The following is a 26643-nucleotide window of genomic DNA, read 5'->3' on the forward strand; positions in this document are numbered from 1 at the left end:
GAATACACCGTGAGTACTCCCAGCGCCCTGGACAGTTTCCTGGACAAGTGGCGGACCCGCTGGCCCGAGTGGCAGGTGGCCGAACGCTTCGTGCCCGAGCACCAGCGCACCCTGGTGGTGGCGTGGTTCTCGCTGCTGCAGGAGTTTGACGACATCCTCAATACCGCCGGCGACCCGATGCCGTCCGACGCCAAACTGGCGTGGTGGGGTGAAGAGCTGCGCAGCTGGTCCGCACAGCGCTCGCGCCATCCGCTGGGCCGTGTGCTCGAGCCGGTGCGCGCGCCGTGGGCGCAGCTGGCCGAGACCTTGCCCGATCTGATCCAAGCGCGTGCGGTGCCGATCGATCCGGCGCAGGCGCTGCGCGCGTTGCAGGCCTATGCGGCCGCCGTGGCCGCGGTCGAAGCGGTGATGTTCGATACCCCGGCGCGTGGCGATGTCGCCACCGCGGTGCTGGTGCAGACCCTGGCCCAGCGGCTGCACGAGAGTGGCGTCGCCGCGATTCCGCGTTCGCTGCTGGCCGAGGATGACACCGCGGCACCGCGCAAGTGGGCGCAGCAGCTGCTGGCGAAGTGGCCGGCGCGGGTTGCCGGCCCGCGTCCCCGCCGGCTGTACGCCGCGTTGGCCCGTGCCCGCCAGCAGACCTGGGCGCAGGACCGCCAGTACCAGGCCACGCCGATGCGTACGCTGTGGCGGACCTGGTGGGCTGCGCGAGGCTGAGCGTGGGTGCCGGCCAGCGGCCGGCCCTCCGTTACTTTCCGCGTTCCAGCACCAGCAGCGGGTCGATGCGGGTATCGAACCAGTTCATGCCCCAATGCAGGTGCGGGCCGGTCGCACGACCGGTCGCACCGACAGCGGCGATCACCTGGCCCTGCTCGACGCGGTCGCCGACTTTCACGTCGATGCGCGACAGGTGCAGGAAATTCGAACTGATCCCGAAGCCGTGATCCAGCAGCAGCGTGCCGCCGGTCAAATACAGGTCCGGGCCAGCGAAGGTGACCACCCCTGCGGCCGGTGCCTTCACCGGGGTGCCGGTCGGCACCGCGATGTCCATGCCGGAGTGGCCCGAACCGGGTTGGCCGTTATAGACGCGCGCATTGCCGAAGCGGCCGCTGATGCGGCCCTGCACCGGCCAGATGAAGGCCTGTGCGAAGTCGGCGCGATTGTCATCGCGGGCACGCGCGGCGGTGACCTGCGCCTGCTCACGCTTGATCCGCTCGGCAATCGCCGGCGGCGGATTGACCGTCTTCGGCGGCACGCCGTTGACGCGCTCGGTCGGCCAGTCACGCGGGGTGACCGCGATGCTGGCCGTTTCAGTGCCGCCGTCCGGACGCGTCACCTGCACCTGCAACGGACCTTTCTCATCGCGGCCGATACCGAACACCACGCTGCCGTACCCGCTCACGCGCAGGGTGCGGCCGCCGTACTGCACGACGCTGCCGGCCGGCACCTTGCCGATCACCATCGCGCCCTGCGAGGCGCTGGCCGGAAACACCACGCGCGCGTCGGCCTGGGCCACGGCGGGCGAGGGCAGCAGGCTGCCCATCGTCACGACGCCTGCGGCCGCCAGGGCCGCGCTCAACACCCGTGCCCGCATCAGCGGTCGAAGCTCATGCGCTGGCCGTTCGGCGAGCCCACCAGCTTCTCGCCATCCCACGCCAACTGCCCGTTGACCCAGGTCGAGGCGATGCGCGAACGGAAGGTGGTGCCCTCAAACGGCGACCAGCCGCACTTGGACAGCACATCTTCGCGCTTGACGGTGAACGGCACGTCTTCGACCAGCACCAGATCGGCGAAGTAGCCTTCGCGCAGGTAGCCACGCTGGCTGACATCGAACAGCTGCGCCGGTGCGTGCGCGAACTTCTGCACGACCTGGGTGATCTCCAGCTTGCCTTCGTGCACCAGTTCCAGCGCGGCGACCAGTGCGTACTGCACCAGCGGCAGGCCGGACGGCGCCTGTGCATAGGGCTTCTGCTTTTCTTCCCAGGTGTGCGGCGCATGATCGGTGGCGAGCACGTCGATCACGTCATCGGCCACGGCGCGGGTCAGCGCTTCGCGGTCGCTGGCTTCCTTGATCGCCGGGTTGCACTTGATCAGGTTGCCCAGCCGCGCGTAATCGCTGCGGTCGAAACGCAGGAAGTGGATGCACGTTTCGGCGGTGATCTGCTTGCGGCTGCCATCGGCGCGGATCAGCGGGCCGCGTTCGAACAGGGCCAGCTCATCGGCGGTGGAGATATGCAGCACGTGCAGGCGGGTGCCGTGCTTCCTGGCCAGCGACACGGCCAGCTCGGAGGACTTCAGGCACGCCTCGCGCGAGCGGATGTCCGGGTGCTGCTCGGCACTCAGGGCATCGCCATACTTCTCGGCGTACTCCTTGGCCTTGGCATCGATCATCGGCGTGTCTTCGCAGTGCGTGATGATCGGCGTAGGCGCATCGCGGAAGATCGCATCGAGCGTTTCCGGGTTGTCGACCAGCATGTTGCCGGTGGAGGCGCCCATGAACACCTTGATGCCCGGCGCGGTTTTGGGATCCAGCGACTGGATGTGGGCCAGGTTGTCGTTGCTGGCGCCCATGTAGAAGCCGTAGTTGGCGCGTGCGCGGCCGGCGGCGGCATCGTATTTGGACTGCAGGATCTCGGCGTTGAGCGTGGGCGGGTTGGTGTTGGGCATGTCCATGAAGCTGGTCAGGCCCCCGGCGACGGCCGCGGCCGATTCGGTCGCGATGTCGCCCTTGTGGGTCAGGCCGGGCTCACGGAAATGGACCTGGTCGTCGATCATGCCCGGCAGCAGCCAGCGGCCGGCGGCGTCGACGACGGTTTCGCCGGGGCGGGCATCCAAACCGGGGCCGATCTGCGCGATGCGGCCATCTTCGATGCGCAGGTCACCCTGGGTGATGGTGCCTTCGTTGACCAGGCGGGCGTTGACGATGAGCGTGGAGGACATTCAGTGTTTTCCTGTGCAGCGGCAGGTGGCGTCATGCGCGGCGCGCGGGGGCACCTCGTCGATGCCACCGGGATGGAAGGGATGGCAGCGGCCCAGCCGGCGCGCGGCCAGCCAGCTGCCGCGCGCGGGGCCATGGGTGGCGATGGCTTGCATGGCGTATTCAGAACAGCTGGGCATGAAGCGGCAACGCGGCCCCAGCAGCGGGCTGATGAAGCGCTTGTAGAAGCGCAGCAGGGCGATGAGCAGGCGTGAGATCACCCCCCAATCTTATTCCAGTTGGCATGAAGGGCGCATTTGTCGCAGGATGGGGCGTTGGACCCGTCCGCACCCACGCGCGCGACGGGCCGCCCCGGCGTGTCGCCGGGTCAGGTACCGAACTGCGCACGTTGGCCCGCCTGCCAGGCGGGCCGGTCGCACGCCTTGCGACTCCGGGGCTGAACGGAGTAGGCGGTGTGGTTGCTGCTGCTGGTCGGGTAGGCTATAAAGGCCCGCTTTCCCGGGCCCCGGGGAATCCAAGGAAGAGCGTTTCGTGGCTGCTAAAAAAACTGCAAAGAAGGCCGTCAAGGCCGCCAAGAAAACCGCCAAGCCTGTTGTAAAGAAGTTGGCGGCCAAGTCCGTTGCCAAGAAGCCGGCCGCCAAGCCGGCTGGCAAGCCTGCATCCAAACAACCGGCGGCCAGGACGGCACCCGTTAAAAAGGCGGCCAGCACGTCGCCGGCCAAGGCCGTCAAGAAGGCTGTCGCCAAGAAGCCTGCTGCCAAGACGGTGGTGGCCAAGAAGACCGTCGCCAAGAAGGTCGTTGCCAAGAAGTCGACGGTCGCCAAGCCGGTTGCCACGCCCGCCAAGCGCGCGGCAGGCAAGCCGGTGAGCAAGGCGCCCGTCAAGAAAGCCGCTGCCAGCAAGACGGCAGCCAAGAAGACCGTGACGCCTGCTGTCGCCAAACCGGCGGCCAAGCCGGCACCGGCGAAGAAGTCCGCAGTCAAGCAGGCACCGGCCACGCCGGCCAAGGCCAGCAAGACCGCCAGCAAGCCCGTGGCACCCAAGCCGGCCACCAAGCCGGTTGCAGCACCTGTAGTGAAGTCCGCACCGAAGCCGGCATCGCCGGCCCCGGCCAAGTCTGTCCCGGCCAAGAGCGCGGCCAAACCTGTTACCTCTCCGGCCTCCGCGCCGGCGCCGGTCGCAGCGGCCCCCGCCTCCAAGGCCCCGCAAAACAAGAATCCCGTGCCCGTTTCGAAATCGCCTGCAAAAACCCCCGCCAAGTCCGAGTCCGCCCCCAAGCCCGTGTCGCGTCCGGTCGGCAAGGTCGCCGTTGCCGTGGCAGCGCGCTCGTCCGCCCCGGCACCGCGCACCAAGGTCAAGGTGGTGGAATACAAGACTGACGAAGCCACCGGTCGTCCGATCCTGCCCGACGGTTACAAGCCGAGCGCGGAAGAGGAATACATGAGCCCGCTGCAGCTGGAGTATTTCCGCCAGCGCCTGCAGCACTGGCGCAATGATCTGGTGGAGGAATCCAAGCAGACCATCGCGAATCTGCAGGAAGAAGTGCGTGATATCGGCGATGAGGCCGAGCGCGCTACCCGCGAGACCGAGAACTCGCTGGAACTGCGTACCCGCGATCGTTATCGCAAGCTGATCGGCAAGATCAACAGCACGCTGAAGCGTCTGGAAGATGGCGATTACGGTTTCTGTGTGGATACGGGCGAAGAGATTGGCCTGGATCGTCTGGAAGCCCGCCTGACCGCTGAGCGCACGATCGATGCGCAGGAGCGTTGGGAGCATCTGCAGAAGCAGCAGGGCGACTGATCGCGCTGTTGGTTGTGCTGTTCTACGAAAAACCTGGCTTCGGCCGGGTTTTTTTTGGCTGTCTGTTTTTGGTTCGGGTTGGTTCGGGTTGGTCGCGAAGGGCGTTGGCGCCTTGCTGTCTGGTGCCCGAGTGGGTCGGGCAGCCCGGTCCGGGACCCGCCGTAAACCCATCCATGGGGGCTCGTAGTGCGGCTTGCTCGTGCGTGCAATCCTGCACGCACGGCAAGGCCGGGGTTGGGCGTCCTGCCCAACCCGTCCGGCGCATGCGCCGGACCCATGCCGCACACGGTCCCGGACCGGGCTACCCGACCCACTCCCGACAGGTTCATGGGTGGGCGGCAGGAAGAGCCTGGACTCCCGCTTCCGACACGCTGTGAGTCAGTCGCCAAGGTTGCCTGGGTACCGCGCTGGTCTGGATGCTTGTGCAGCGGTGCGCGCGATATCCACGCATGGCGTGAATCTACCGGCGAGGCGGGCGCGCCGAGAATTGCGCAATTCGTAATTCGCAATACGCTGGCACCCGGAAGGGAAGCCGAAGCCGTAAGCCGTAAGCCAGCAGCTAACAGCTAACAGCCAAAGCCAAGCGCTGACAGCCAACAGCCAACAGCCAACAGCTAACAGCCAACAGCCAACAGCCAACAGCCAACAGCCATCAACCGGCGCTGTACGCCGTGAGTGATAAGCCGTGAGACGTCCGCTATCTGCTGTTTGCCGTTCGCTTTTCGCTGTTGATTCCGCGCAAGCAACCCACTGTCCATGGGTGGACGGGTAGCGCAGTGAAGGACCGTGTGCGGCATGGATGCCGCACTACGAGCCCCCATGGATGGGTTCACGGCGGGTCCTGCACTGCGGTGCCCGGCCGCCCAACCCCAGGCATAAACAGGCGCCGACTCACAGCCCCGGCAACCCAACCGCGCAGCGCCAGTCAATTAGCCAAACGGCCAAACGGCCGAGCGGCCAACCAACCGGGCAGCCGATCAGCCAGGCAGGAAATCCGTCAATGCAGATCGCGCAGGTTCAACCGCCGCAGCGTCGGGTTCTTCCAGGCCGTAATGCCCGCCACGCTCAACACCGCAAAGCCACCCAGCACCACCGCCGGGACCAGCCCCAACAGCTTCGCCATCGTGCCCGCATAGAACGCACCCAGCTCATTCGACGAACTGATGAAAATGCCATTGATCGACGACACCCGACCACGCATCTCCTCCGGCGTCGCCAACTGCAGAATCGTCGAACGCACCACCACCGACACACCGTCGAACGCACCGTAGAACAACAGGATCGCCGCCGACAGCCAGAAATTCGACGACAGCCCGAACCCGATCACGCACAGACCAAAGCCGGCCACCGCGAACAACAGCACACGGCCCGCATTGCGCTGCAGCGGCCGACGCGCCAACCACAGCCCCACGCACACCGAGCCCAGCGCCGGCGCCGCGCGCAGCACCCCCAGCCCCTCCGGGCCGTGATGCAGAATCTCGTGCAGGAAGGCCGGCAGCATCGCCACCACGCCGCCGAGCAACACCGAAAACATGTCCAGCGCCATCGCTCCGACCATGATCTTGTTGCCCAGCACGAACCGGCCGCCCTCGGCGATGCTCTTGAAGATCGGGGCCGCCGGACCCGTGTGCACCGGCTCGGACACCCGCAGTGCCGCCAGGCAGCCCAGCGCGATCAGCGATACGCCCACCGCCACGCCATAGGCCACGCCCTTGCCGCCCCACGCCACCAGTGCGCCGCCCAGTGCCGGGCCGACCACCATGCCGGTCTGGAACACCACTGCGCCCAGTCCCGCGCCACGCGCGTACTGCGTGCGCTCCAGCACGCGGGCGAACAGTGCGTTGTAGATCGGCGAGAGGAACGCGCGGACCATGCCGGTCAGTGCGATCGCCGCATAGATCGGCCACACCCCGTGGAACGGCAGCCAGCCCTGGGCGACCGCGGTCAGCACCAATGCGGTCATCACCAGCCCGCTGCACGCGACCATGCCCAGCCGGCGGCGGGGCAGGTGGTCCACCAGATAGCCGGCGAACGGCGCCACGCAGAAGAACGGGAGCACCTCGGCCAGGCCGACCAGGCCCAGCGAGAACGGATTGCGGGTGACTTCGTAGATATGCCAGCCGACCGTCACCGCAACGATCTGGTAGGAGAGCATCGCGAAGATGCGGTACGCCAGCACCAGCGAAAAGCCCGGGCGGGCCAGCAGCTGCAGGGCGCTGTCCGGCTCCTGCGGATCGGCGGAGAGCGTCACGACTGCGCTTGGGCGGTGTCGCGGATGAAGGCCAGCATCGCCGCGACGCCGTTGCTGCGGGTCGGCGACAGGTGGCGCGACAGCCCGATGTCCTGGATGTAGCTCGGCTCGGTGGCCAGGATCTCGGCCGCCGAACGGCCCGAGTAGACGCGCAGGGCCAGGTAGATCAGCCCGGAGACGATCGCCGAATCACTGATCGCGTGGAAGCGCAGCGCCTCGGCATTGCCGTCCGGCACGATCCAGACCATCGATTGGCAGCCGAGCAGGCGGTGCTCCTCGGTCTTCCACTCATTCGGGAAGGTGGGCAGCTTGCGGCCGAGGTCGATCAGGTACTGGTAGCGCTCGGACCAGTCACCGAAGAAGGCGAATTCCTCGGCGATGGCGGCCTGGGCGTCAGCAGCGGTGGGCTCGAGCGGGAACGGGGAGGTGGGGGTCATGGGGGCTCCGGGTCGGTGTTCGCCGTCCGTGGGTGACCGTGCAGTTGCGGGGGGAGGCAGCCCGGCCGTCCGTGGCCGGGGCGATGTCATGGCAACGCCCAGGGGATCGGGCGGTGTCGGGTAGCGCCCGACGGTCAGCCGGGCGGTCTGTCAGCGCTTGCGCGACCAGCGCACGCCTTGGGCGGTGTCTTCCAGCACGATGCCCTCGGCGGCCAACTGGTCGCGGATCGCATCGGCGCGGGCGAAGTCGCGGGCCTGCTTGGCAGCGGCGCGTTCGTCGATCAGGCCCTGGATGGCCGCATCGTCGTCGTTGCCGCCTGCGGTGCCAAACCAGGCTGCGGGATCCTGCTGCAGCAGGCCCAGTGCCAGGCCGGCACCGAGCAGCGCGGACTTCCAGTGCGCCTTGTCGGCGTCGGCAGCCTTGCGTGCCTCACCGGCGATACGGGCCAGCTCGGCCAGCGCCTGCGGCGTATTGAGGTCGTCATCCAGCGCGGCCTCGATCTCGGTCGGAATCACCGCAGCGGCGTCCACCTCGACCAGACCGCGCAGGGTGCCGTACAGCCGGTCCAGGGTGCGCACCGACTGCTCGATCAGCGCATCGGACCAGTCCAGCGGCTGCCGGTAGTGGGCCGACAGCAGCGCATAGCGCAGCGCCTCGGGGGCATGCTGGCGGACCAGATCATGCACGCGCTCGATGTTGCCGATCGACTTGCTCATCTTGGCGCCGCCGAAGTTGAGCATGCCGTTGTGCAGCCAGAACCGGGCGAAGGTCTGCCCGCCATGCGCGCACTCGCTCTGGGCGATCTCGTTCTCGTGGTGCGGGAACTGCAGGTCCACGCCGCCGGCATGGATATCGATGGTCGGCCCCAGGTGCGCGGCGGCCATCGCCGAGCACTCGATGTGCCAGCCCGGGCGGCCACGGCCCCAGGGCGATGCCCAGCCCGGCAGATCGTCGCTGGACGGCTTCCACAGCACGAAATCGCCCGGGTCGCGCTTGTACGGGGCGACATCCACGCGCGCACCGGCCAGCATCTCGTCCGGGTCACGGCGCGAGAGCTTGCCGTAGTCGGCGTAGGAGCTCACCGAGAAAAGCACGTGGCCTTCGGCCGCATAGGCGTGCCCGTTGGTGATCAGCTGCTCGATCATGGTGACGATGTTCGGGATGTGCGCGGTCGCCTCCGGCTCGATATCCGGCGGCACCACGCCCAGCGCGGCCATGTCCTCGCGGTAGGCGGCGGCGAAGCGGTCGGTGATGGTGCTGATCGGAACCTGCTGCTCGCGTGCGGCCGTGTTGATCTTGTCATCCACGTCGGTGATGTTGCGGGCATAGCGCAGGCCACCGAAGCGGCGTCGCAGCAGATCGGCCAGGACCCCGAACACCACCGGCCCACGGGCATTGCCGATGTGGACGTAGTTGTAGACCGTGGGGCCACACACATACAGGGTCGGACAGGTCGGATCGAGCGGGGTGAACGGTTCGAGCTGGCGTGTCAGGTTGTTGTGCAGGCGCAGGGTCATGAGGGTCTGGGGCGGGGGTAAGCGGTCGATTTTAGAACGTGTCGGGGGCTTTGGGGGGATGTGGCCGGGGCGGGGCTGTCGGCGGGTATCTGACTGAAACGACACCGGTACACCTGTGGCGCTCGGGGCAACAGGCCCGCCGTTGCGGGCTTCCGGCCGGCGGGCCGGTCCGGACTATGGGCAGAAACGTCACGGACGGGTAATGTTCAGCCCCTTGTGCCTGCCACTGCCTACACTATCCCCCTTGTCCTTTTCCCTGTTGCCAATGAAATCCGCTTCGTTGTTGACGCTGGTCTGCGTGCTCGGAAGTGCCGCCTTCGGGGCGTGCGCCCAGGACAGTGAGGTGCGCAACCGGGTCGTGATCGTGGAGAACGTGAAGTTCGACTACGCCCAGGTGCTCAACGTGGAGCCCATCTTCCAGACCCTGCGGGCGACGCGCACCGAGGAACACTGCGAGCCGGTCTCCACCCGTACCCTGGCACCGGTCAACGTCACCGGCGAGGAGCCGCAGGAAGACAAGGGCCGCTTCGGCCGCTTCATGGATTCGGTGCGCTCGATCTTCCGCCGGGAGGATGGCAGTACCGACGAGAGCGCCTATCAGGAGACCGTCGTGGTCGAGAAGCCGCCGGCCAATACCGGGCCGCTGCTGACCCGCGATTGCAAGATCATCCCGGTCGGCCGCGAGTTCCGCCGCCCGATCGCCTACGACGTGGACTACGTCTACAAGGGCACCAAGTACCGCTCCCGCCTGCCGGAAGACCCGGGCAACCGGCTCAAGATCCGGGTCTCGATCACCCCTTGGGTGGGCAACGAGCAGGCCGGTGGCGCCAACCCGTGACACCTTCCGTCGCCTCACGGGCGACGCCTTCAACCTGAATTTCCATTCAGGCCTTGCACCCACCCCGGGTGCATGCAAAGATGGGCGGCCATGAAACTCACCGACTTCCAGCACGACACCAGCGCCGCCCGTATGGCTACGGGCATGACGTCGCGTGCCCGCCGACCGGAACCCCACATTTTCGCTGGGTAACCGGAGCTTCGTGCTGTCTGTTCGGAAAACCCAGCCCCCGCGCTGGGTTTTTTCGTTTCTACGATCTGAAAAGTTTCATCTGTATACGTTTTGTTGAGCCCTGAACGCGCCCCGGCGCCCCCAACCTCCGCCGGAAACGGTGGAAAACCAGCCGCAAAGGATCGATCGATGTCCCTGAAGCACTTCCTGAACACCCAGGACTGGAGCCGCACCGACCTGGATGCCCTGTTGACCCAGGCCGCGTTGTTCAAGCGCAACAAACTGGGCGACGAGCTCAAGGGCAAGTCGATTGCCCTGGTGTTCTTCAACCCCTCCATGCGTACCCGCACCAGCTTCGAGCTGGGCGCGTTCCAGCTGGGTGGCCACGCGATCGTGCTGCAGCCGGGCAAAGACGCCTGGCCGATCGAGTTCAACCTGGGCTCGGTGATGGACGGGGACACCGAGGAGCACATCGCCGAAGTAGCCAAGGTGCTGGGCCGCTATGTGGACCTGATCGGCGTGCGTGCCTTCCCGAAGTTCATCGACTGGACCAAGGACCGCGAAGACGAAGTGCTCAAGAGCTTCGCCAAGTACTCGCCGGTGCCGGTGATCAACATGGAAACCATCACCCACCCGTGCCAGGAACTGGCCCACGTGATGGCGCTGCAGGAACACTTCGGTACCCAGGACCTGCGCGGCAAGAAGTACGTGCTGACCTGGACCTACCATCCCAAGCCGCTGAACACCGCCGTAGCCAACTCGGCGCTGACCATCGCCACCCGCATGGGCATGGACGTGACCCTGCTGTGCCCGACCCCGGATTACATCCTGGATGAGCGCTACATGGGCTGGGCCGAGCAGAACGTCGCCGAGAGCGGCGGTTCGCTGCAGGTCAGCCATGACATCGCCAGCGCCTACACCGGTGCGGACGTGGTGTACGCCAAGAGCTGGGGCGCGCTGCCGTTCTTCGGCAACTGGGAGCCTGAGAAGCCGATCCGCGACCAGTACAAGCACTTCATCGTCGACGAAGCCAAGATGGCGCTCACCAACAACGGTGTCTTCAGCCACTGCCTGCCGCTGCGCCGCAACGTGAAGGCGACCGACGGCGTGATGGATTCGGCGCAGTGCATCGCGATCAACGAAGCCGAAAACCGCCTGCATGTGCAGAAGGCGATCATGTCGGCGCTGATCGGCCGGTAATCGAACGAATCCAACGGTGCAGCCACGCATGGCGTGGCTCTACCGGCTCCAGAACCCAATCAATACCGCATTTCCAATTGGACCCTGACCCCATGAGCAAGAAAGACATCGTCCTGGCCTTCTCCGGCGGACTCGACACCAGCTTCTGCGTGCCTTACCTGCAGGAGCGCGGCTACAACGTGCACACCGTGTTCGCCGATACCGGCGGCGTGGATGACGAAGAGCGCGATTTCATCGAGAAGCGTGCTGCCGAGCTGGGTGTCACCACCCACGTCACCGTCGATGGTGGCCCGGCGATCTGGAGTGGCTTCGTCAAGCCGTTCGTGTGGGCCGGCGAAGGCTACCAGGGCCAGTACCCGCTGCTGGTCTCCGATCGCTACCTGATCGTGGATGCCGCGCTCAAGCGCGCCGCCGAACTGGGCACCAACATCATTGCCCACGGCTGCACCGGCATGGGCAACGACCAGGTCCGTTTCGATCTGGCCGTGAAGGCATTGGGCGACTACCAGATCGTTGCGCCGATCCGCGAAATCCAGAAGGAACACACCCAGACCCGCGCCTACGAGCAGAAGTACCTGGAAGAGCGTGGCTTCGGCGTGCGTGCCAAGCAGCAGGCCTACACCATCAACGAGAACCTGCTCGGCCTGACCATGTCCGGCGGCGAGATCGACCGTTGGGAAGCGCCGGGCGAGGGTGCCCGCGGCTGGTGCGCGCCGCGCAGCGAATGGCCGGTCGAGCCGCTCACCGTCACCCTGAAGTTCGTCGAAGGCGAAGCCGTCGAGCTGGACGGCAAAGCGCTGGCCGGTGAGCAGATCCTGGCCAAGCTCAACAAGCTGTTCGCCCCGTACGGCGTTGGCCGTGGCGTCTACACCGGTGACACCGTGATCGGCCTGAAGGGCCGCATCGTGTTCGAAGCGCCGGGCCTGGTCTCGCTGCTGGCCGCACACCGCGCGCTGGAAGATGCGGTGCTGACCAAGCAGCAGAACCGCTTCAAACCGGACGTGGCACGCAAGTGGGTGGAGCTGGTGTACGAAGGCTTCTACCACGACCCGCTCAAGACCGACATCGAGGCCTTCCTGAAGTCCTCGCAGACCAAGGTCAACGGTGAAGTGGTGCTGGAAACCCGCGGTGGCCGTGTGGATGCCGTGGCCGTGAAGTCGCCGCACCTGCTCAACGCCAAGGGCGCCACCTATGCACAGTCGGCGGACTGGGGCGTGGAAGAAGCCGAAGGCTTCATCAAGCTGTTCGGCATGAGCTCGACGCTTTACGCGCAAGTCAATCACTGAGCGATTGAATTGCGCGCGCGTCTCCCGCGCATTCTTCCTCAACCCCGCGCCGTTGGCGCGCCCCCTTGAACACCAAGGGGGCTCTCCACCAGACGCATTCCGGTAGCGCCTGGCCATGCCCGGCGGAATTCCACAGGATTGTTGATTCATGCTTGAACAGACACTCGATCACCTGCAGCAGCTTGTGTCCTTCGACACGCGCAATCCGCCGCGTGCGATCACCACCGGCGGCATCTTCGATTACCTGCGTGCGAACCTGCCCGGGTTCAATGTGGAGGTGATCGACCATGGCGACGGTGCAGTCAGCCTGTATGCGGTGCGTGGCACCCCGAAGTACCTGTTCAACGTGCACCTGGATACCGTGCCGGATTCGCCGCATTGGACGGCCGACCCGCACGTGATGCGGCGCGCCGAGGACCGCGTGATCGGACTGGGCGTGTGTGACATCAAGGGCGCCGCGGCTGCGTTGGTGGCGGCTGCGAACGCCAGCGATGGCGACGCCGCGTTTCTGTTCTCCAGCGACGAGGAGGCCAACGACCCGCGCTGCATCGCCGCCTTCCTCGCCCGCGGCATTGCGTATGAAGCGGTGCTGGTGGCCGAGCCGACGATGAGCGAAGCGGTACTCGCGCACCGTGGCATCAGCTCGGTGCTGATGCAGTTCAAGGGCCGCGCCGGGCATGCCTCGGGCAAGCAGGATGCGGCCGCCAGCGCACTGCATCAGGCGATGCGCTGGGGCAACCGCGCGTTGGACCATGTCGAGTCGTTGTCGCATGCGCGCTTTGGTGGGCTGACCGGCCTGCGCTTCAACATCGGGCGCGTGGAAGGCGGCATCAAGGCCAACATGATCGCGCCCGCCGCCGAGGTGCGCTTCGGCTTCCGCCCGCTGCCGTCGATGGATATCGATGCGCTGTTGGCCACCTTTGCCGGTTTCGCCGAACCGGAGGCCGCGGTGTTCACCGAGACCTTCCGCGGGCCCAGCTTCCCGGCCGGCGATATTGCCGAAGCAGAAAACCGCCGTCTGGCTGCGCGTGACGTGGCCGATGCGCTGGACATCCCGATCGGCAACGCAGTGGATTTCTGGACCGAGGCCTCGCTGTTCTCGGCCGGGGGTTACACCACGCTGGTGTACGGCCCGGGCGACATCGCCCAGGCCCACACTGCCGATGAGTTCGTGACGCTGGAGCAGCTGCACCGTTACGCCGAGTCCGTGCACCGCATCATTGCGCACGGCGCCTGATCGAATGACGCCGTCGTGGTCCCCCACTGACGGAACTCCCATCGCGGCCCCGGCCGCCTGCGACGATATCGAAATGCCTTCTTCCCAGCCCCACCGCCAGACCCGTCAGACCATCGTGCGCCTGCTCTCGAGCATGGCCAGCGCGAAGGAGATCAGCCAGTACCTCAAGCGTTTCTCGCAGCTGGACGCCAAACGCTTTGCCGTGGTCAAAGTCGGCGGCGCGGTGCTGCGCGATGACCTGGAGGCGCTGACCTCCTCGCTGTCGTTCCTGCAGGAAGTCGGCCTGACCCCGATCGTGCTGCATGGCGCCGGCCCGCAGCTGGACGCCGAACTGTCGGCGGCCGGCATCGAGAAGCAGACCGTCAACGGCCTGCGCGTGACCTCGGCCGAAGGCCTGGCGATCGTCCGCCGGGTGTTCCAGGCCTCCAATCTGCAGCTGGTCGAAGCGCTGCAGCAGAACGGTGCGCGCGCAACCTCGATCACCGGCGGCGTGTTCGAAGCCGAGTACCTGGATCAGGACACCTACGGCCTGGTCGGTGAGGTCAAGAAGGTCAACCTGGCTCCGATCGAAGCCAGCCTGCGTGCCGGCTCGATCCCGGTGATCACCAGCCTGGGCGAAACCCGCTGCGGGCAGATCCTCAACGTCAACGCCGATTTCGCCGCCAATGAGCTGGTGCAGGAACTGCAGCCCTACAAGATCATCTTCCTGACCGGCACCGGCGGCCTGCTTGATGAAGAGGGCAAGGTGATCGACTCGATCAACCTGTCCACCGAGTACGACCAGCTGATGCAGCAGCCGTGGATCCATGGCGGCATGCGGGTCAAGATCGAGCAGATCAAGGACCTGCTGGATCGGCTGCCGCTGGAATCGTCGGTGTCGATCACCCGCCCGGCGGACCTGGCCAAGGAGCTGTTCACCCACAAGGGCTCGGGCACGCTGGTGCGCAAGGGTGAGAAAGTGCTGCGCGCCACCGCATGGGATGCGCTCGATCTGCCGCGCCTGAAGCAGCTGATCGAATCCAGCTTCGGCCGTACCCTGGTGCCGGATTATTTCCAGAAGACCAAGCTGCTGCGCGCCTACGTGAGCGAGAACTATCGCACCGCCGTGATCCTCACCGACGAGCCCGAAGGCGTCTACCTGGACAAGTTCGCGGTGCTCGACGATGCGCAGGGCGAAGGCCTGGGCCGCGCGGTCTGGAATGTCATGCTGGACGAAACCCCGCAGCTGTTCTGGCGCTCGCGCAACGGCAACCCGATCAATCACTTCTACTACGCGCAATCCGATGGCTGCTACAAGCAGGGCCACTGGAAGGTGTTCTGGTTCGGCGCCGATGGCTTCGACCGCATCAAAGCGTACGTCGAGCATTGCGCCGCACGCACCCCCAGCCTGGAGGGCTGAACCTCATGAATCTCGCCGATTGGACCAAGGTCCCCACACTGGCCGGCACACACGCCCGGCTGGAGCCGCTGCAGATGGCGCACATCGATGGCCTGCGCGGTGCACTGGGGGATGGCACCTTGTCCAAGCTCTGGTACACCCAGGTGCCCAGTGCGAAGACCATGACGGCCTATGTCCAGGCCGCGCTGCAGGCGCAGGCCGAGGGCAAGGGGTTGCCGTTCGTGGTCCTCAACGAGGCCGATGAAGTGGTCGGCACCACCCGCTACTACGATCTGGACGCCGAGGTGCCGCGCCTGAGCATCGGCTACACCTGGTATGGCGAGGCCGCCCAACGCACCGGCATCAACACCGAAACCAAGCTGATGCTGCTCACCCACGCCTTCGAGCGGCTGGAGTGCCTGAGCGTGGTGTTCGAGACCAGCTGGTTCAACCTCACCTCGCGCACCGCGATCGCGCGGTTGGGGGCCAAGCAGGACGGCGTGCTGCGCAACCACAAGCGCCACCCGGATGGCACCCCGCGCGACACCGTCATCTTCTCCATCATCGATGCGGAATGGCAGGGGGTGAAACGCCACCTGCAGCACCGCCTGGACGCACACGCATGAGCACCAAGACCTTCACCGTCGGCATCGTCGGCGCCCGCGGCCACACCGGTGCCGAGCTGATCAAGCTGATCGCCGCCCACCCGCACCTGCAGCTGGGCTTCGTGTCCTCGCGCGAACTGGCCGGCCAGCGCGTGAGCGATCACCACAGCGACTGGCACGGTGAACTGCAGTTCGAGAACCTGGATGCGGACGCTGTCGCCGCCAAGGGCATGGACGCCGTGATCCTGGCGTTGCCCAATGGCCTGTCCGCGCCGTTCGTGGCCGCGCTGGATGCGGCCAGGCCGGAGACGGTGATCGTGGATCTGTCGGCTGATCAGCGCTTTGAGCCGAGCTGGTACTACGGCCTGCCGGAGCTGACCCGGGGCGATTACCTGGGCCAGAAGCACATCAGCAACCCGGGCTGCTACGCCACCGCGATGCAGCTGGCGATCAGCCCGCTGCTGCAGCAGCTGGCCGGCCCGCCGCAGTGCTTTGGTGTCTCTGGTTACTCCGGCGCGGGCACCACGCCCTCGGACAAGAACAATCCCGAACTGCTGCGCGACAACCTGATGCCGTATGCGCTGACCAACCATGTGCACGAGCGTGAAGTGACCGCGCACCTGCGCGTGCCGGTCGAGTTCATGCCGCATGTGGCGCCGCACTTCCGCGGCATCACCATGACCGTGAATCTGTGGCTCAACACGGTGGTCACGCGTGAGGACGTGATCGCGCTCTATCAGAAGTACTACGCCAACGAAGCGTTGATCGACGTGATCGACGAAGCGCCATGGGTGAGCCAGATCGCGGGTCGCCATGGTGTGCAGATCGGCGGCTTCGACGTGGCCCCGGGCGGCAAGCGCGTGGTGGTGGTGGCGACTCTGGACAACCTGCTCAAGGGCGCGGCCACCCAGGCGATGCAGAACCTCAACCTGGCGCTGGGCCTGGACGAACTGGCTTCCATCCCGCACTGAATTCCCACGGCGCCGCGCGGCCCCCTGCGCGCGCCCTGACAACCCGGCGGAGCGAATCCGCCTACGGAGCAAGACATGGCAGACCTTCTGTGGCAGAAGCCCGGCGTGGCGGTAGACGCCAAGATCCAGACCTTCCTGGCCGGCGATGATGTGATCCTGGACCGCGAGTTCTTCCTGTACGACGTGGCGGCCAGCAAGGCGCATGCGCAGGGCCTGGAGAACATCGGCATCCTCGGCAACGACGAGCGCATCGGCCTGCAGCGCGAGCTGGATGTGCTGGCCGAGGATTTCCGCAGCGGCACATTCGTGCTGGATGAGCGCTTCGAGGATTGCCACTCGGCGATCGAAGCGCGCCTGACCGAGCACCTCGGCGATGCCGGCCGCAAGATCCACACCGGCCGCAGCCGCAACGACCAGATCCTGGTGGCGACCCGGCTGTGGCTGAAGGACAAGCTGCTGCGCGTGGCCGAGCTGAGCCGCGAGATCGCCAAGGTCGCGCTGGATCGCGCCGAGGCCGAAAAAGACCTGCCGGTGCCGGGCTACACCCACATCCAGCGCGCCGTGGTGTCCTCGGCGGGCATGTGGTGGGCCGGCTGGGCCGAAGCCTTCATCGACAACGCGATCCGCGCGCACGACACCTTCAACCTGGTCGATGCCAATCCGCTCGGCACGGCCGCCGGTTATGGCGTGAACCTGCCGCTGGACCGCGCGCACACCACCGAGGCACTCGGTTTCGCACGGATGCAGATCTCGCCGATCTACGCGCAGCTCTCGCGCGGCAAGTTCGAGCTGGCCGCCCTGGAAGCGCTTGGCGGCGCCACGCTGGATCTGCGCCGCATCGCGTGGGACCTGTCGCTGTTCACCAGCAGCGAGTTCGGCTTCGTCGCGCTGCCGGCGCAGTACACCACCGGCAGTTCGATCATGCCGAACAAGCGCAACCCGGACGTGATCGAACTGATGCGTGCCACCCACGCCAGCGTGGCCGCGGCACGCACCGAGATCGAGCAGCTGCTGTCGCTGCCGTCGGGCTATCACCGCGATCTGCAGAGCAGCAAGGGCGCGATCTTCCATGGCTTCGGCCGCGGTCTGGCCGCGCTGGAACTGCTGCCGGCACTGCTGGCCAACCTGGAATGGCGCGACGACAAGCTTCGTGCGGCGATCGACTCGGGCATGTACGCCACTGATGTCGCCGTGGAAGCGGCGGTGGCCGGTGTGCCGTTCCGCGAGGCGTACAAGGCCGCCGCCGCGGCGGCGGATACGGCCGGGCAGGGGCGTACCCCCGAAGGCAGCCTGGCCGCGCGCGTGTCGCCCGGCGCGGCGGCCGACCTGCGGCTGGATGAACTGCGCGCCCGCTGGGCCGCACTGGTGTAATCACGACGGCGGCCGCAAGGTCGCCGTTTTTGTAACGTCTTGCCGGGTGCGCCCGGGAAAAGGACTCACATGAAAACCTGTTATCTGGTGATGGTCACCCGCACCCCGGACTTCCGCGATGACGTGGGTGCCGAGCACGTGCGCTTTCTCGATGAGGCGCGGGCCCGCGGGCAGCTGCTGCTGACCGGGGGTTTCACCGACAAGAGCGGTGGTGCCTACGTGCTGCAGGACATCGCCGACCTGGCCGCCGCGCAGGCGCTGGTCGACACTGATCCGCTGCTGGTGCACGGCAGTGCCACCGCCCGTATCCACGAATGGAGCACGCGCTGAGCGCGCCGATCACATGAACCACTCCGTGCCTTCGCCGTTCACCGAACAAGCCGTTCCGCAGTGGAAACGTGCCGTCCTCAAAGTGGGCAGCAGCCTGCTGGCCGCTGACGGCGGCGGTCTCTCGCCACGCCACGCACTGGGTCTGGCCCAGTTCGTCTCGGCCAATGTCCTGGCCGGGCGTGAAGTGGTGATCGTGTCCTCCGGCGCGGTCGCTGCTGGACGGGCGATCGTGCCGCGTGCGCTGGAAGCCGGGGCGGCGATGGCGGCACGGCAGGCACTGGCCGCCCTCGGCCAGGCGCAGCTGATCGGGTTGTGGCAGCGCTTCTTCGAACGTCCGGTGGCGCAGGTGCTGCTGACCCATGACGACCTGCGCAACCGCCGCCGCTATCTCAATGCCCGCGCCACGCTCAACGAACTGCTGCGGCTGGGCGCGCTGCCGGTGGTCAACGAGAACGACACCGTCTCGGTGGATGAGCTCAAGCTCGGCGACAACGACAATCTGGCCGCGACCGTCGCTGCGCTGATCGACGCCGATGTACTGTTCATCGCGACCGATATCGACGGCCTGTACAGCGCCGATCCGCGGCGTGATCCGCAGGCACGGCCGATCCACGATGTGCCCGAGTTGACCGTCGAGGTGCTGGCGATGGCCGGGGGGGCCGGCAGCGGCGCGGGCACCGGCGGCATGCATACCAAGCTGGAGGCCGCGGCCAAGGCCGGGCGTGTCGGCATCGAGACCTGCCTGTTCAACGGGCGCAGCGCCGAGGTGGTGCGCGCGCTCAGCCAGGGCCGCCTCTTCGGCACCCGCATCCACGCCGCGCAGACCCGCGTGGCCGCGCGCAAGTACTGGCTGCGGCACGCACCGCTGGAACCGGGCGCGATCCTGGTCGATAGCGGCGCGGCCGATGCGCTGCGTGGCAAGGGCGCCTCGCTGCTGCCCGGCGGCGTGGTCGGCGCGGAGGGGGACTTCCGCCGTGGCGACATGATCGAGATCCGGCAACGCACCGAGGCCGGCGAGGTCTGCCTGGCCCGTGGCGTCAGCCAGTACTCGGCCAGCGACATCCGCCGCGTCGCCGGGCGCCACTCGCGCGACATCGAAAGCGTGCTCGGCTACAACTACGGTGGCAACGTCATCCACCGTGACGATCTGGTGCTGTTGTAATCGCGTCCCCACCGTGTTTTTTTCAAGGATATTGAGATGGTCGCCAGCTCCACTACCGACATCCGCACCCAGGCGCTGGCCTCCCGCGAGGCTGCCCAGCAACTCGCGCAGCTGTCCTCCGCCGCCAAGGCCGAGCTGCTCGAAGCGATGGCCGCCGCGCTCGACGCGGATACCGATGCGATTCTCGCCGCCAACGCCCGCGATCTTGCGGCGGCCACGGAGAAGGGCGTCGGCACGGCGATGCTGGATCGCCTGGCCTTGAACCCGCAGCGTCTGGCCGGCATCGCCGCCGCGCTGCGTGAGGTCGCCGCGTTGCCCGATCCGGTCGGCCAGGTGACCCGTGATGACGTGCGCCCCAATGGCATCCGCGTGCAGAAGGTGCGCGTGCCGCTGGGCGTCATCGCGATGATCTACGAGGCGCGCCCGAACGTGACCGCCGATGCCGCCGCGCTGTGCATCAAGGCTGGCAACGGCGTGATCCTGCGCGGAGGCTCGGAGGCGATCCACTCCAATACCGCGATTGCCGCCTCGCTCAAGCGCGCGCTGCGCGAGGCCGGCATTGCCGATGCTGCGTTGACGCTGGTCGAGGATCTGCGCCGCGAGACCATGCTGGCGCTGCTGCAGCTCAACGACCTGATCGATCTGGCGATTCCGCGCGGCGGGGAGGGGCTGATCCGCTTCGTGGCCGAGCATGCCCGCGTACCGGTGATCAAGCATTACAAGGGCGTCTGCCATCTGTACGTCGACCGCGCCGCTGATCCAGCACTGGCGCTGCGCCTGCTGGTGGACGGCAAGTGCAGCCGGCCGTCGGCCTGCAACTCGCTGGAGACACTGCTGGTCCATGCCGACCTCGCGCCGACCTTCCTGCCCCTGGCGGCGAAAGCGCTGGCCGAGCGTGGCGTGCAGCTACGCGCCGATGCGGTGGCACGCCAGTGGCTGCCCGACGCCGAGGCGGCCAGCGACGATGATTACGCCGCCGAGTATCTGGATCTGATCATCGCCGTGCGCGTGGTGGATGACCTCGAGCACGCCCTCGCGCATATCCAGCAGTACAGCTCGGACCACACCGAAGTGATCGCGACCGAGGATGCCGCGGCAGCCGAGCGTTTCGTGCACGCGTTGCGTTCGGCGGTGGTGATGGTGAACGCCTCCTCGCGTTTCTCCGATGGTGGCGAGCTCGGCCTGGGTGCGGAGATCGGCATCTCCACCACCCGCCTGCATGCCTACGGCCCGATGGGACTGGAAGCGCTCACCGTGGAGCGCTTCGTCGTCCGCGGCGAAGGCCAGACGCGGACGTAGTCGGTCATGCCGGCCAGCGGCCGGCACCCCCCTCAGCCGGCCAGCGCCTGCGCGGTCACCCGCACCGGCCGCGCGTGGTCATCCATGTGCAGGGTCATGGCCTTGCCGTCAGCCAGCGAGGCCGCCACGCCGGCACTCGCGCCAAGGTCATGCGCCATTTCTTCGCGGGTCACATCGTCATGTGGCAGCCGACGTTCCTTGCCCGAAAACCGCATGCGGTTGTACTCGGCCCAGGCGATCAGCAGCGCCGCGCAGCAGACCAGCATCACCGGCAGTGCGATCACCACGAACGGATCGACCGTCTGCTTCTGCTCGTACAGCTGGGTCCAGGCCATCTGCCCGCCCAGCAGCCAGGAGACCAGCGTCACCAGCGGCGCCCACAGGTAGAAGTAGAACGCCCAGAAGGCGATGGTCACAAAGCCCCAGGCGGTACGCTGCAGCCGCGGCTGCTTGCGCGGTTTCTGGATCAGCCGCGAGTCGAAGCGGCGGGTGGATTTGACAGTGTTCATCGGATACCCCGGTCAGGACTGACCCAGACCGCGCGCTTGCCACGACGTTTGAAGATCGTCTTGGGGAACGCCACCAGGGTCGTGAACAGACTGATGAGCCAGTACGCCATCGGGTACCAGATCACCCAGAAGTAATTACGTCCAATATGCGTTTCGTAACGGCGGTCGATGATCAGGCTGCTGGCGAACTGCAGCAGACAGACCAGGGCCAGGATCACGCCATGCCACTGCGGCAGCAGCGTGGCGATGTACAGCTCCGGTGGCAGCGCCATGAACTTGCCCAGTGCCCATAGCACGATGATGGCCAGCATCGTGTACGCCCAGAGCACGCTGAGGATGTACTCCAGCAGCACGCCCCACATCCGCCGCTTGCGCCAGTGGAACAGCGAGCCGCCATGCCGCAGCAGCACTTCCACGCCGCCTTGCGCCCAGCGCAGGCGCTGTCGCCACAGCCCCTTCAGCGTTTCCGGCATCAGGATGAAACACAGCGCGTTGGGTTCGTAGCGGATGTCCCAATGATCCAACTGCAGGCGCCAGCTGATGTCGATGTCTTCGGTCACCATGTCATCGGCCCAGTAGCCGATCCGGTGCAGCGCGGTGCGACGGAATGCGGCGATCACGCCGGAGATGGTGAAGATGCGCCCGTACACCCGTTGCGCGCGTTTGATCATGCCGATGATCGAGGAGAACTCGGCCACCTGCAGCCGGCCCAGCAGGGTGGAGCGGTTGCGGATGCGCGGGTTGCCGGTCACCGCACCCACGCGCGGGCCGGAGGTCAGGTGCCAGACCATCCAGTGCGTGGCGTATTCCTCCAGCATCGCATCGCCATCGATGCACACCAGGAACTCCGAGCGTGCGGCGAGCGCGCCCATGCGCAGCGCATTGGCTTTGCCCAGGTTGCGGTCCAGGTGTACCACCCGCAGCCGCGGGTGCAGGGCGGCCAGGGCATCCAGGCGTGCGCCGGTGTCGTCGCTGCTGCCATCGTTGATGGCGATCACTTCGAAATCCGGGTAGTTCTGCTTGAGCGCCGAGCCGAGCGTGTCGTCCAGGTTCTCCGCCTCGTTATGGCAGGGAATCAGGATCGACGCGAACGGGTACTCGTCCATCGGCGGCGGATCATCGCGGTCGCGCGCCTTGCGTTCGCGCCGGAAGAAGTAATACAGGCCGCCGGACATCCAGAAGAAGGCCATCACCATCGGGTAGAAGAAGGCGAACTGGAACAGGATATAGAGAAGAGGATGCATGGCGACCTCACTTTTCCTCGTACGGGAAGCTGCGGGCCGACATGGCCGCGCGGGCGTCATACGTGGAGGGACGTCCGGCGATGAAGTCATCCGGATACCAGGCGAAATGACGCACGCCCTCCGCCTGTAGACGACGGATCTGCGCGCGCAGGCGGTCGCCGGGGATCGGCTTGCCGGTGCGCCAGTCCAGCGTCTGCAGCTCGAACATCGTCTGCGACAACTGCGGATCGTGTTGCTTCACCGCCACCACCAGCCGGTCCAGCCAGCGTTCCGGGCTGCGGCTGCCTTCCATCCACGGCATCGCCATCAGGGCGGTGTGGTCGTAGGCCTTGTTGAACAGGTCCAGGCGCTGGGCGAACCAGCTCGCGCTCTGCGGTTCCAGCACGGGCTGGGCATACAGGTTGCGCACGGTGCCCAGCTTCGGCCGCCAGCGCTGCGCGGCGGTGCGCAGCTCCAGGGTGAAGTCGATCAGGGCCTGGGTACGTGCACCGTCATCGCCTTCCTGCGGCAACTGGGTCAGCTCGGTGTCGCGCAGGTAGGCGTCATCGTGGAAGAGCAGGCCCTCGAAGTACGAGTTGATCGCCAGGTCTTCGTAGATATCATCGATGATCTTGCGGACCTGGGGCCGGGTGAAGTCCAACCGGAAGATGCCGTCGCTTTCCGGGCTCTCGATGGCCAGCGCCTTGCGGATGGCCGGGTCCTTGAGCTCGTAGCCCAGCACCGGCAGCCACGCGAACACCTTCACTCCGGCGCGCGTCTTGAGCTGCCACGCCACGCGGTTGAACAGGTCCGCACGCATCGGCAGATGGCGGTTGGGGAAGTACAACGCATCGGCCGAGCCGTTGCCGTCCGGATCGGCGAAGGCCTGCAGGAAGACGTGGGTCGGGCCGATCTTCTTGACCCGGTCGATCAGTGCATCCAGGTTCTTGCCCTGTTGCACCGGGTCGGCATCGTAGACCGCATCCAGGTCGATCTGCAGCGCCCGCATGCCATCGCGCTCGACATCGCGGCGCAGCTCGTAGGCCAGCTGCACCACGGTCGGGTTGTTGGTCACCAGCAACCGGGCCAGACCGTGCAGATCACGCTTGACCGGCGTGCTGCGGCCTTCCAGATCGAACGAGACCGGCATGCCCAGCTGCTCGGCGATATCGTTGCTCAGCGCGTTGTAGGCCGCGTACGGCCACACGATCGCCTTGGGGCTGACGCCGACATTGCGCTGGATGCGCTCCACGCTGCGGCCCAGGTCGGCGCGCAGGCGGGCTTCGTACTCGGCCGCGGTTTCATAGGTCCTGCGCGCCGGATCGTAGGTTCGGGTGATCACCGCCGGAGTGGAGTTGCCCTGCGGATTGGACTGCACGCCATGGTGCAGGTTGTCGGTGTGGCTGGCCAGTTCGATCAGCCCGCTTTTCTGCATCTCGCGCAGCTGCGCCCAGGTCAGGAAATCATCGCGGGTGAAGGGGCGGTAGCCGTAGTCGATCTGACGCCCGGCCGGCATGTCCACGTAGTCGGTGATCACCGCGACCAGCGCCGGATAGTTGTAGGCGCGCAGCAGCGGGAAGACCTTGCTGTACACGCTGCGCAGGCCGTCATCGAAGGTCAGCAGTACCGGCTTGGGGGGCAGCGGCGTGCCGCCCTTCGAGGCGGTGATCAGCTGCGACAGCGACACCGGGTGATACCCATGTGCGGACAGCCAGTCCAGGTGTGCGGCGAAGTTCTGCGTGCTCACGGCATACGCGTCCGGGTCGCCGCGGGCGGCAACCTCGTCGCGGATGTCGTGGTAGCTGAGCACCAGCAGTCCGTTGTCGGCGGCATCAAGTACGGCCGGTGGTTGCTGTGCCTGTGCCGGCAGCACCGCAGTGAGCAGGGCCAGCAACATCCAGCGGGTCCAGCGCTTCAAGTCCATGTGCCGCATGTCATTCTCCCCACCGCAGGCCGGCATCCAAGCCGATGTGTCGTTCACGCTGTCCGTCATAGACCGGTCGCGACCAGCGGATGCCGTACTCGAAAATGCGGCCTTCGCCGAGCTGCCACTCATGGCGGTACTCGGCCGAGGGCACGATCGCGCTGCCATAGCCCTGCTGCCAGTACTGGCCCACGGAGACGGTCAGGCGATGCCGGAAGTGGCGCTCGTAGTGGCGCCACAACTGCTGGTCCACGCGCAGGCCGATCTCCACCGAGTGATCCTCGGAGGGATTGAAATAGGGCACGTCATCGCGGCTGCCGCGGCTGGCATACACGCTGCCCAGACCGTCCAGGAACACCGTCGGCCGGGTCATCAGGCGCTGCTCGATGGCGGTGCTGACGGTATCGCGACGGTTGCCGTCGTCGTAGCGGAACTGGCTGGCCCCCACGCTCCAGTGGGTGCGCTCGTCGCGGCGATAGTCGGCCGCCAGTGCGATGCTGTCGGCCGTGATGCCGGAGACGCGTGCCTGCATCGAGGCATCCGGGTCATTGCGTGCGGCAGTGATGCCGGCATGCCATTGATCGCTGAACTGCCAGCCGAACCCGGCGCTGAGGCCGGTATCGCCGATGTGGTCGTTGGCGCGGTTGACGAAGGCTTCGGCATCGGCGCGGCCGTAGCGGTAGCGCGTGCCCGCACCGATCCGCAACGGGTCGATGGTCTGGTCCTGGAAATCCACGCTGCGCCGATCGGCGAACGCGACCAGGCGCCAGCGGTCGTCCAGCACCGGGGACTGCACTTCCACGCCATAGCGGCCGTCATCGTTGCCCAGCGGCGATGCACCGCCACCGCCCGAGCTGCGCCCACCTTCGGCGTAGGCATGCCATTGCCAGCCACGGTGCGCACGCCAGCTACGGTCCATGCGTTGCACGGAGGGCTGGTTGGGGTAGGCGGCAAGCAGCGTGTCGTGGACCGGTCGCGCCAGGTCATCGCGCTGCACCTGTACATAGGCGTCGTACTGACCCAGGCGTGCAGGTACGTCGCGCGGGTCCAGCGTATTGGCCATGCTGTAGCGCTCCAGCGCCCGTCGCGGCCAGCCACGCATCAGGTAAATGTTGCCGAGCGACGACTGCGTGCCGGTGTTGCCCGGGCCGATCTCGACCATCTTCTCCAGATCGCGCTGGGCGGTGGGCAGGTCGCCACTGTAGGCACGCACCATGGCCAGGTTGAGGTCGGCCTCGTAGCGCGGCCAGTTCGCATAGGGTGCCTTGGCGCCGTTCGCCCAGCGCCACGCGGGCTCATCGGCCTGCCACTTCTTCAGCAGAGCGATTGCGGTGTCGGCCTGCTCGTCTTCCAGATACGCATAGGCCAGTTCCGAGCGCGCCTGCGGCAGCGACGGATCGGCTTTGAGCGCGGCTTCCAGCACCGGGATCGCCTCGGCCGGATGCTGCGTGGCCATCAGCGAATCGCCGACGGCGGCCAGCAGATAGTTCGGCACCGGGTGGCCCTCGGCGAGCAGCGTGCGGTACTCCTCGCGCACCTGTGCATGGCGGCCCAGCCGGTTGAGCAGGATCAGCCGGTCATAGCGGATCCGCAGCGGCGCCTGCTGCACGGTGGTGCCATCGCGTTCGAGGTACTGCTGCATCTGCACCAGCGCGGCATCGGCTTCATCCAGGCGGGTGTCCTCGCTGGGGCCATAGGCCAGGCTCCAGCCCACCAGCTTGGCCAGGTAATTGCCTTCCAGCCGTTCTTTCTGTGCGGCATCGAACAGGGTGGGGCGCGCCAGGTACAGCTGCCAGGCGCGGTGCGCGCTGCCGATATCCGCTAGGGTCAGCACCTGCAGGCGATACAGCAGTTCGTCGTCGGGCGACTGCACCCGTGCCCGCTCGATCGCCGCCAGTGCATCCAGCCATTGGGCATGGTCCCGGAACTGGCCGATCTCGGCCAATGCGTTGTCCCGCGCAGTGGCTGCAGCGGCCGCCGGAGCGGAAAAAGCGAGTGTCGCGCATGCCAGGCCGACGCAGAGCGCCAGCGGCCGATGGTCGTACATGGAACCCCCCTTGGAGCATCCTTTCAAAGGTGTGTTGCGTCAAAAGTGTGACGCACATCACATGCCAATCGTGCCTGACTGCGCAGTTGTTGCCAAATCGTTAATGGCCGGGTACGGCCCATCGGCCCCCGGGTGAAACCCGGAG

The 26643-nt window shown here is 66.6% G+C and carries 23 protein-coding genes; 13 read left to right on the plus strand and 10 right to left on the minus strand.

What is annotated here, in order from left to right; genetic code table 11:
* Positions 1 to 9: 9 nt before the first annotated feature.
* The gene (locus tag ABE463_RS08975; RefSeq protein WP_346467925.1) at positions 10 to 717 is read left to right on the plus strand and encodes a squalene/phytoene synthase family protein; all 708 of its coding nucleotides are present in this window, start codon (positions 10 to 12) and stop codon (positions 715 to 717) included.
* A gap of 31 nt (positions 718 to 748) precedes the next feature.
* On the opposite strand, the gene ABE463_RS08980 is transcribed toward ABE463_RS08975, so the two are convergent.
* Genes ABE463_RS08980 through yidD form a run of 3 tightly spaced genes read right to left on the minus strand, consistent with a single transcriptional unit; the run spans position 749 to position 3198 of the window.
* Positions 749 to 1594 carry a M23 family metallopeptidase gene (locus ABE463_RS08980; RefSeq protein ID WP_346467926.1) on the minus strand — a complete coding sequence of 282 codons (846 nt, stop codon included), beginning with the start codon at positions 1592 to 1594 and terminating at the stop codon, positions 749 to 751.
* Positions 1594 to 2940 carry a dihydroorotase gene (locus ABE463_RS08985; protein ID WP_282264030.1) on the minus strand — a complete coding sequence of 449 codons (1347 nt, stop codon included), beginning with the start codon at positions 2938 to 2940 and terminating at the stop codon, positions 1594 to 1596. Before ABE463_RS08985 ends, ABE463_RS08980 begins: the two co-directional genes overlap by 1 nt.
* On the minus strand, positions 2941 to 3198 hold the full coding sequence (gene yidD, locus ABE463_RS08990) for a membrane protein insertion efficiency factor YidD (protein ID WP_121038212.1): 258 nt from the start codon (positions 3196 to 3198) through the stop codon (positions 2941 to 2943).
* A 271-nt stretch (positions 3199 to 3469) separates the two neighbouring features.
* Here yidD and dksA point away from each other — a divergent pair, with 271 nt between their 5' ends.
* The gene (gene dksA / locus ABE463_RS08995) at positions 3470 to 4741 is read left to right on the plus strand and encodes an RNA polymerase-binding protein DksA (RefSeq protein ID WP_259261499.1); all 1272 of its coding nucleotides are present in this window, start codon (positions 3470 to 3472) and stop codon (positions 4739 to 4741) included.
* A 997-nt stretch (positions 4742 to 5738) separates the two neighbouring features.
* On the opposite strand, the gene ABE463_RS09000 is transcribed toward dksA, so the two are convergent.
* From ABE463_RS09000 to cysS, 3 genes are all read right to left on the minus strand, one after another.
* Complete coding sequence (locus ABE463_RS09000; protein ID WP_259261500.1) at positions 5739 to 6992, minus strand: MFS transporter; 1254 nt, start codon at positions 6990 to 6992, stop codon at positions 5739 to 5741.
* On the minus strand, positions 6989 to 7429 hold the full coding sequence (locus ABE463_RS09005; protein WP_346467927.1) for a SufE family protein: 441 nt from the start codon (positions 7427 to 7429) through the stop codon (positions 6989 to 6991). The genes ABE463_RS09000 and ABE463_RS09005 overlap by 4 nt, the downstream gene beginning before the upstream one ends.
* Before the next feature lie 150 nt (positions 7430 to 7579).
* Entirely contained in the window at positions 7580 to 8947 is a 1368-nt protein-coding gene (gene cysS / locus ABE463_RS09010) for a cysteine--tRNA ligase (protein WP_346467928.1), read from the minus strand.
* Between the two features lie 265 nt (positions 8948 to 9212).
* Here cysS and ABE463_RS09015 point away from each other — a divergent pair, with 265 nt between their 5' ends.
* The 11 genes from ABE463_RS09015 (at position 9213) to ABE463_RS09065 (ending at position 20795) form a co-directional block, all read left to right on the plus strand.
* Entirely contained in the window at positions 9213 to 9785 is a 573-nt protein-coding gene (locus tag ABE463_RS09015; protein ID WP_123730718.1) for a hypothetical protein, read from the plus strand.
* A gap of 360 nt (positions 9786 to 10145) precedes the next feature.
* On the plus strand, positions 10146 to 11156 hold the full coding sequence (locus tag ABE463_RS09020) for an N-acetylornithine carbamoyltransferase (protein WP_346467929.1): 1011 nt from the start codon (positions 10146 to 10148) through the stop codon (positions 11154 to 11156).
* A gap of 92 nt (positions 11157 to 11248) precedes the next feature.
* Positions 11249 to 12442 carry an argininosuccinate synthase gene (locus tag ABE463_RS09025; RefSeq protein WP_346467930.1) on the plus strand — a complete coding sequence of 398 codons (1194 nt, stop codon included), beginning with the start codon at positions 11249 to 11251 and terminating at the stop codon, positions 12440 to 12442.
* Between the two features lie 148 nt (positions 12443 to 12590).
* Positions 12591 to 13679 (plus strand): acetylornithine deacetylase, encoded by a 1089-nt coding sequence (locus ABE463_RS09030; RefSeq protein WP_346467931.1) that lies wholly within the window; start codon positions 12591 to 12593, stop codon positions 13677 to 13679.
* A 73-nt stretch (positions 13680 to 13752) separates the two neighbouring features.
* A complete protein-coding gene (locus ABE463_RS09035; protein WP_183073675.1) occupies positions 13753 to 15078 on the plus strand; it encodes an acetylglutamate kinase in 1326 nt (441 codons plus the stop codon).
* A gap of 5 nt (positions 15079 to 15083) precedes the next feature.
* A complete protein-coding gene (locus tag ABE463_RS09040) occupies positions 15084 to 15683 on the plus strand; it encodes a GNAT family protein (RefSeq protein ID WP_346467932.1) in 600 nt (199 codons plus the stop codon).
* Positions 15680 to 16633 carry an N-acetyl-gamma-glutamyl-phosphate reductase gene (argC, locus tag ABE463_RS09045; protein WP_259261506.1) on the plus strand — a complete coding sequence of 318 codons (954 nt, stop codon included), beginning with the start codon at positions 15680 to 15682 and terminating at the stop codon, positions 16631 to 16633. Before ABE463_RS09040 ends, argC begins: the two co-directional genes overlap by 4 nt.
* A gap of 75 nt (positions 16634 to 16708) precedes the next feature.
* Positions 16709 to 18004: an argininosuccinate lyase gene (argH, locus tag ABE463_RS09050; protein ID WP_346467933.1), complete on the plus strand. Its 1296-nt coding sequence runs from the start codon at positions 16709 to 16711 to the stop codon at positions 18002 to 18004.
* Positions 18005 to 18073: 69 nt separating this feature from the next.
* Positions 18074 to 18334, plus strand: a complete 261-nt coding sequence (locus tag ABE463_RS09055; RefSeq protein WP_346467934.1) for a YciI family protein — start codon at positions 18074 to 18076, stop codon at positions 18332 to 18334.
* A 13-nt stretch (positions 18335 to 18347) separates the two neighbouring features.
* Positions 18348 to 19496 carry a glutamate 5-kinase gene (gene proB, locus ABE463_RS09060; RefSeq protein ID WP_346467935.1) on the plus strand — a complete coding sequence of 383 codons (1149 nt, stop codon included), beginning with the start codon at positions 18348 to 18350 and terminating at the stop codon, positions 19494 to 19496.
* A gap of 36 nt (positions 19497 to 19532) precedes the next feature.
* Positions 19533 to 20795, plus strand: coding sequence for a glutamate-5-semialdehyde dehydrogenase (locus tag ABE463_RS09065; protein ID WP_346467936.1), 1263 nt, complete (start codon positions 19533 to 19535; stop codon positions 20793 to 20795).
* 32 nt (positions 20796 to 20827) lie between these two features.
* Here the strand turns inward: ABE463_RS09065 and pgaD are convergent, their stop codons facing one another.
* From pgaD to pgaA, 4 genes are read right to left on the minus strand one after another with little or no spacing between them, the layout of a single operon-like run.
* On the minus strand, positions 20828 to 21304 hold the full coding sequence (pgaD, locus tag ABE463_RS09070) for a poly-beta-1,6-N-acetyl-D-glucosamine biosynthesis protein PgaD (RefSeq protein WP_346467937.1): 477 nt from the start codon (positions 21302 to 21304) through the stop codon (positions 20828 to 20830).
* On the minus strand, positions 21301 to 22548 hold the full coding sequence (gene pgaC / locus ABE463_RS09075; protein WP_259261511.1) for a poly-beta-1,6-N-acetyl-D-glucosamine synthase: 1248 nt from the start codon (positions 22546 to 22548) through the stop codon (positions 21301 to 21303). Before pgaC ends, pgaD begins: the two co-directional genes overlap by 4 nt.
* A gap of 7 nt (positions 22549 to 22555) precedes the next feature.
* Positions 22556 to 24451 (minus strand): poly-beta-1,6-N-acetyl-D-glucosamine N-deacetylase PgaB, encoded by a 1896-nt coding sequence (pgaB, locus tag ABE463_RS09080; RefSeq protein ID WP_346468017.1) that lies wholly within the window; start codon positions 24449 to 24451, stop codon positions 22556 to 22558.
* Positions 24452 to 24461: 10 nt separating this feature from the next.
* Positions 24462 to 26498: a poly-beta-1,6 N-acetyl-D-glucosamine export porin PgaA gene (pgaA, locus tag ABE463_RS09085; RefSeq protein ID WP_346467938.1), complete on the minus strand. Its 2037-nt coding sequence runs from the start codon at positions 26496 to 26498 to the stop codon at positions 24462 to 24464.
* Positions 26499 to 26643: the final 145 nt, after the last annotated feature.

The sequence above is a fragment of the Stenotrophomonas sp. TWI819 genome (assembly GCF_039673075.1).
Taxonomy (GTDB): domain Bacteria; phylum Pseudomonadota; class Gammaproteobacteria; order Xanthomonadales; family Xanthomonadaceae; genus Stenotrophomonas; species Stenotrophomonas rhizophila_B.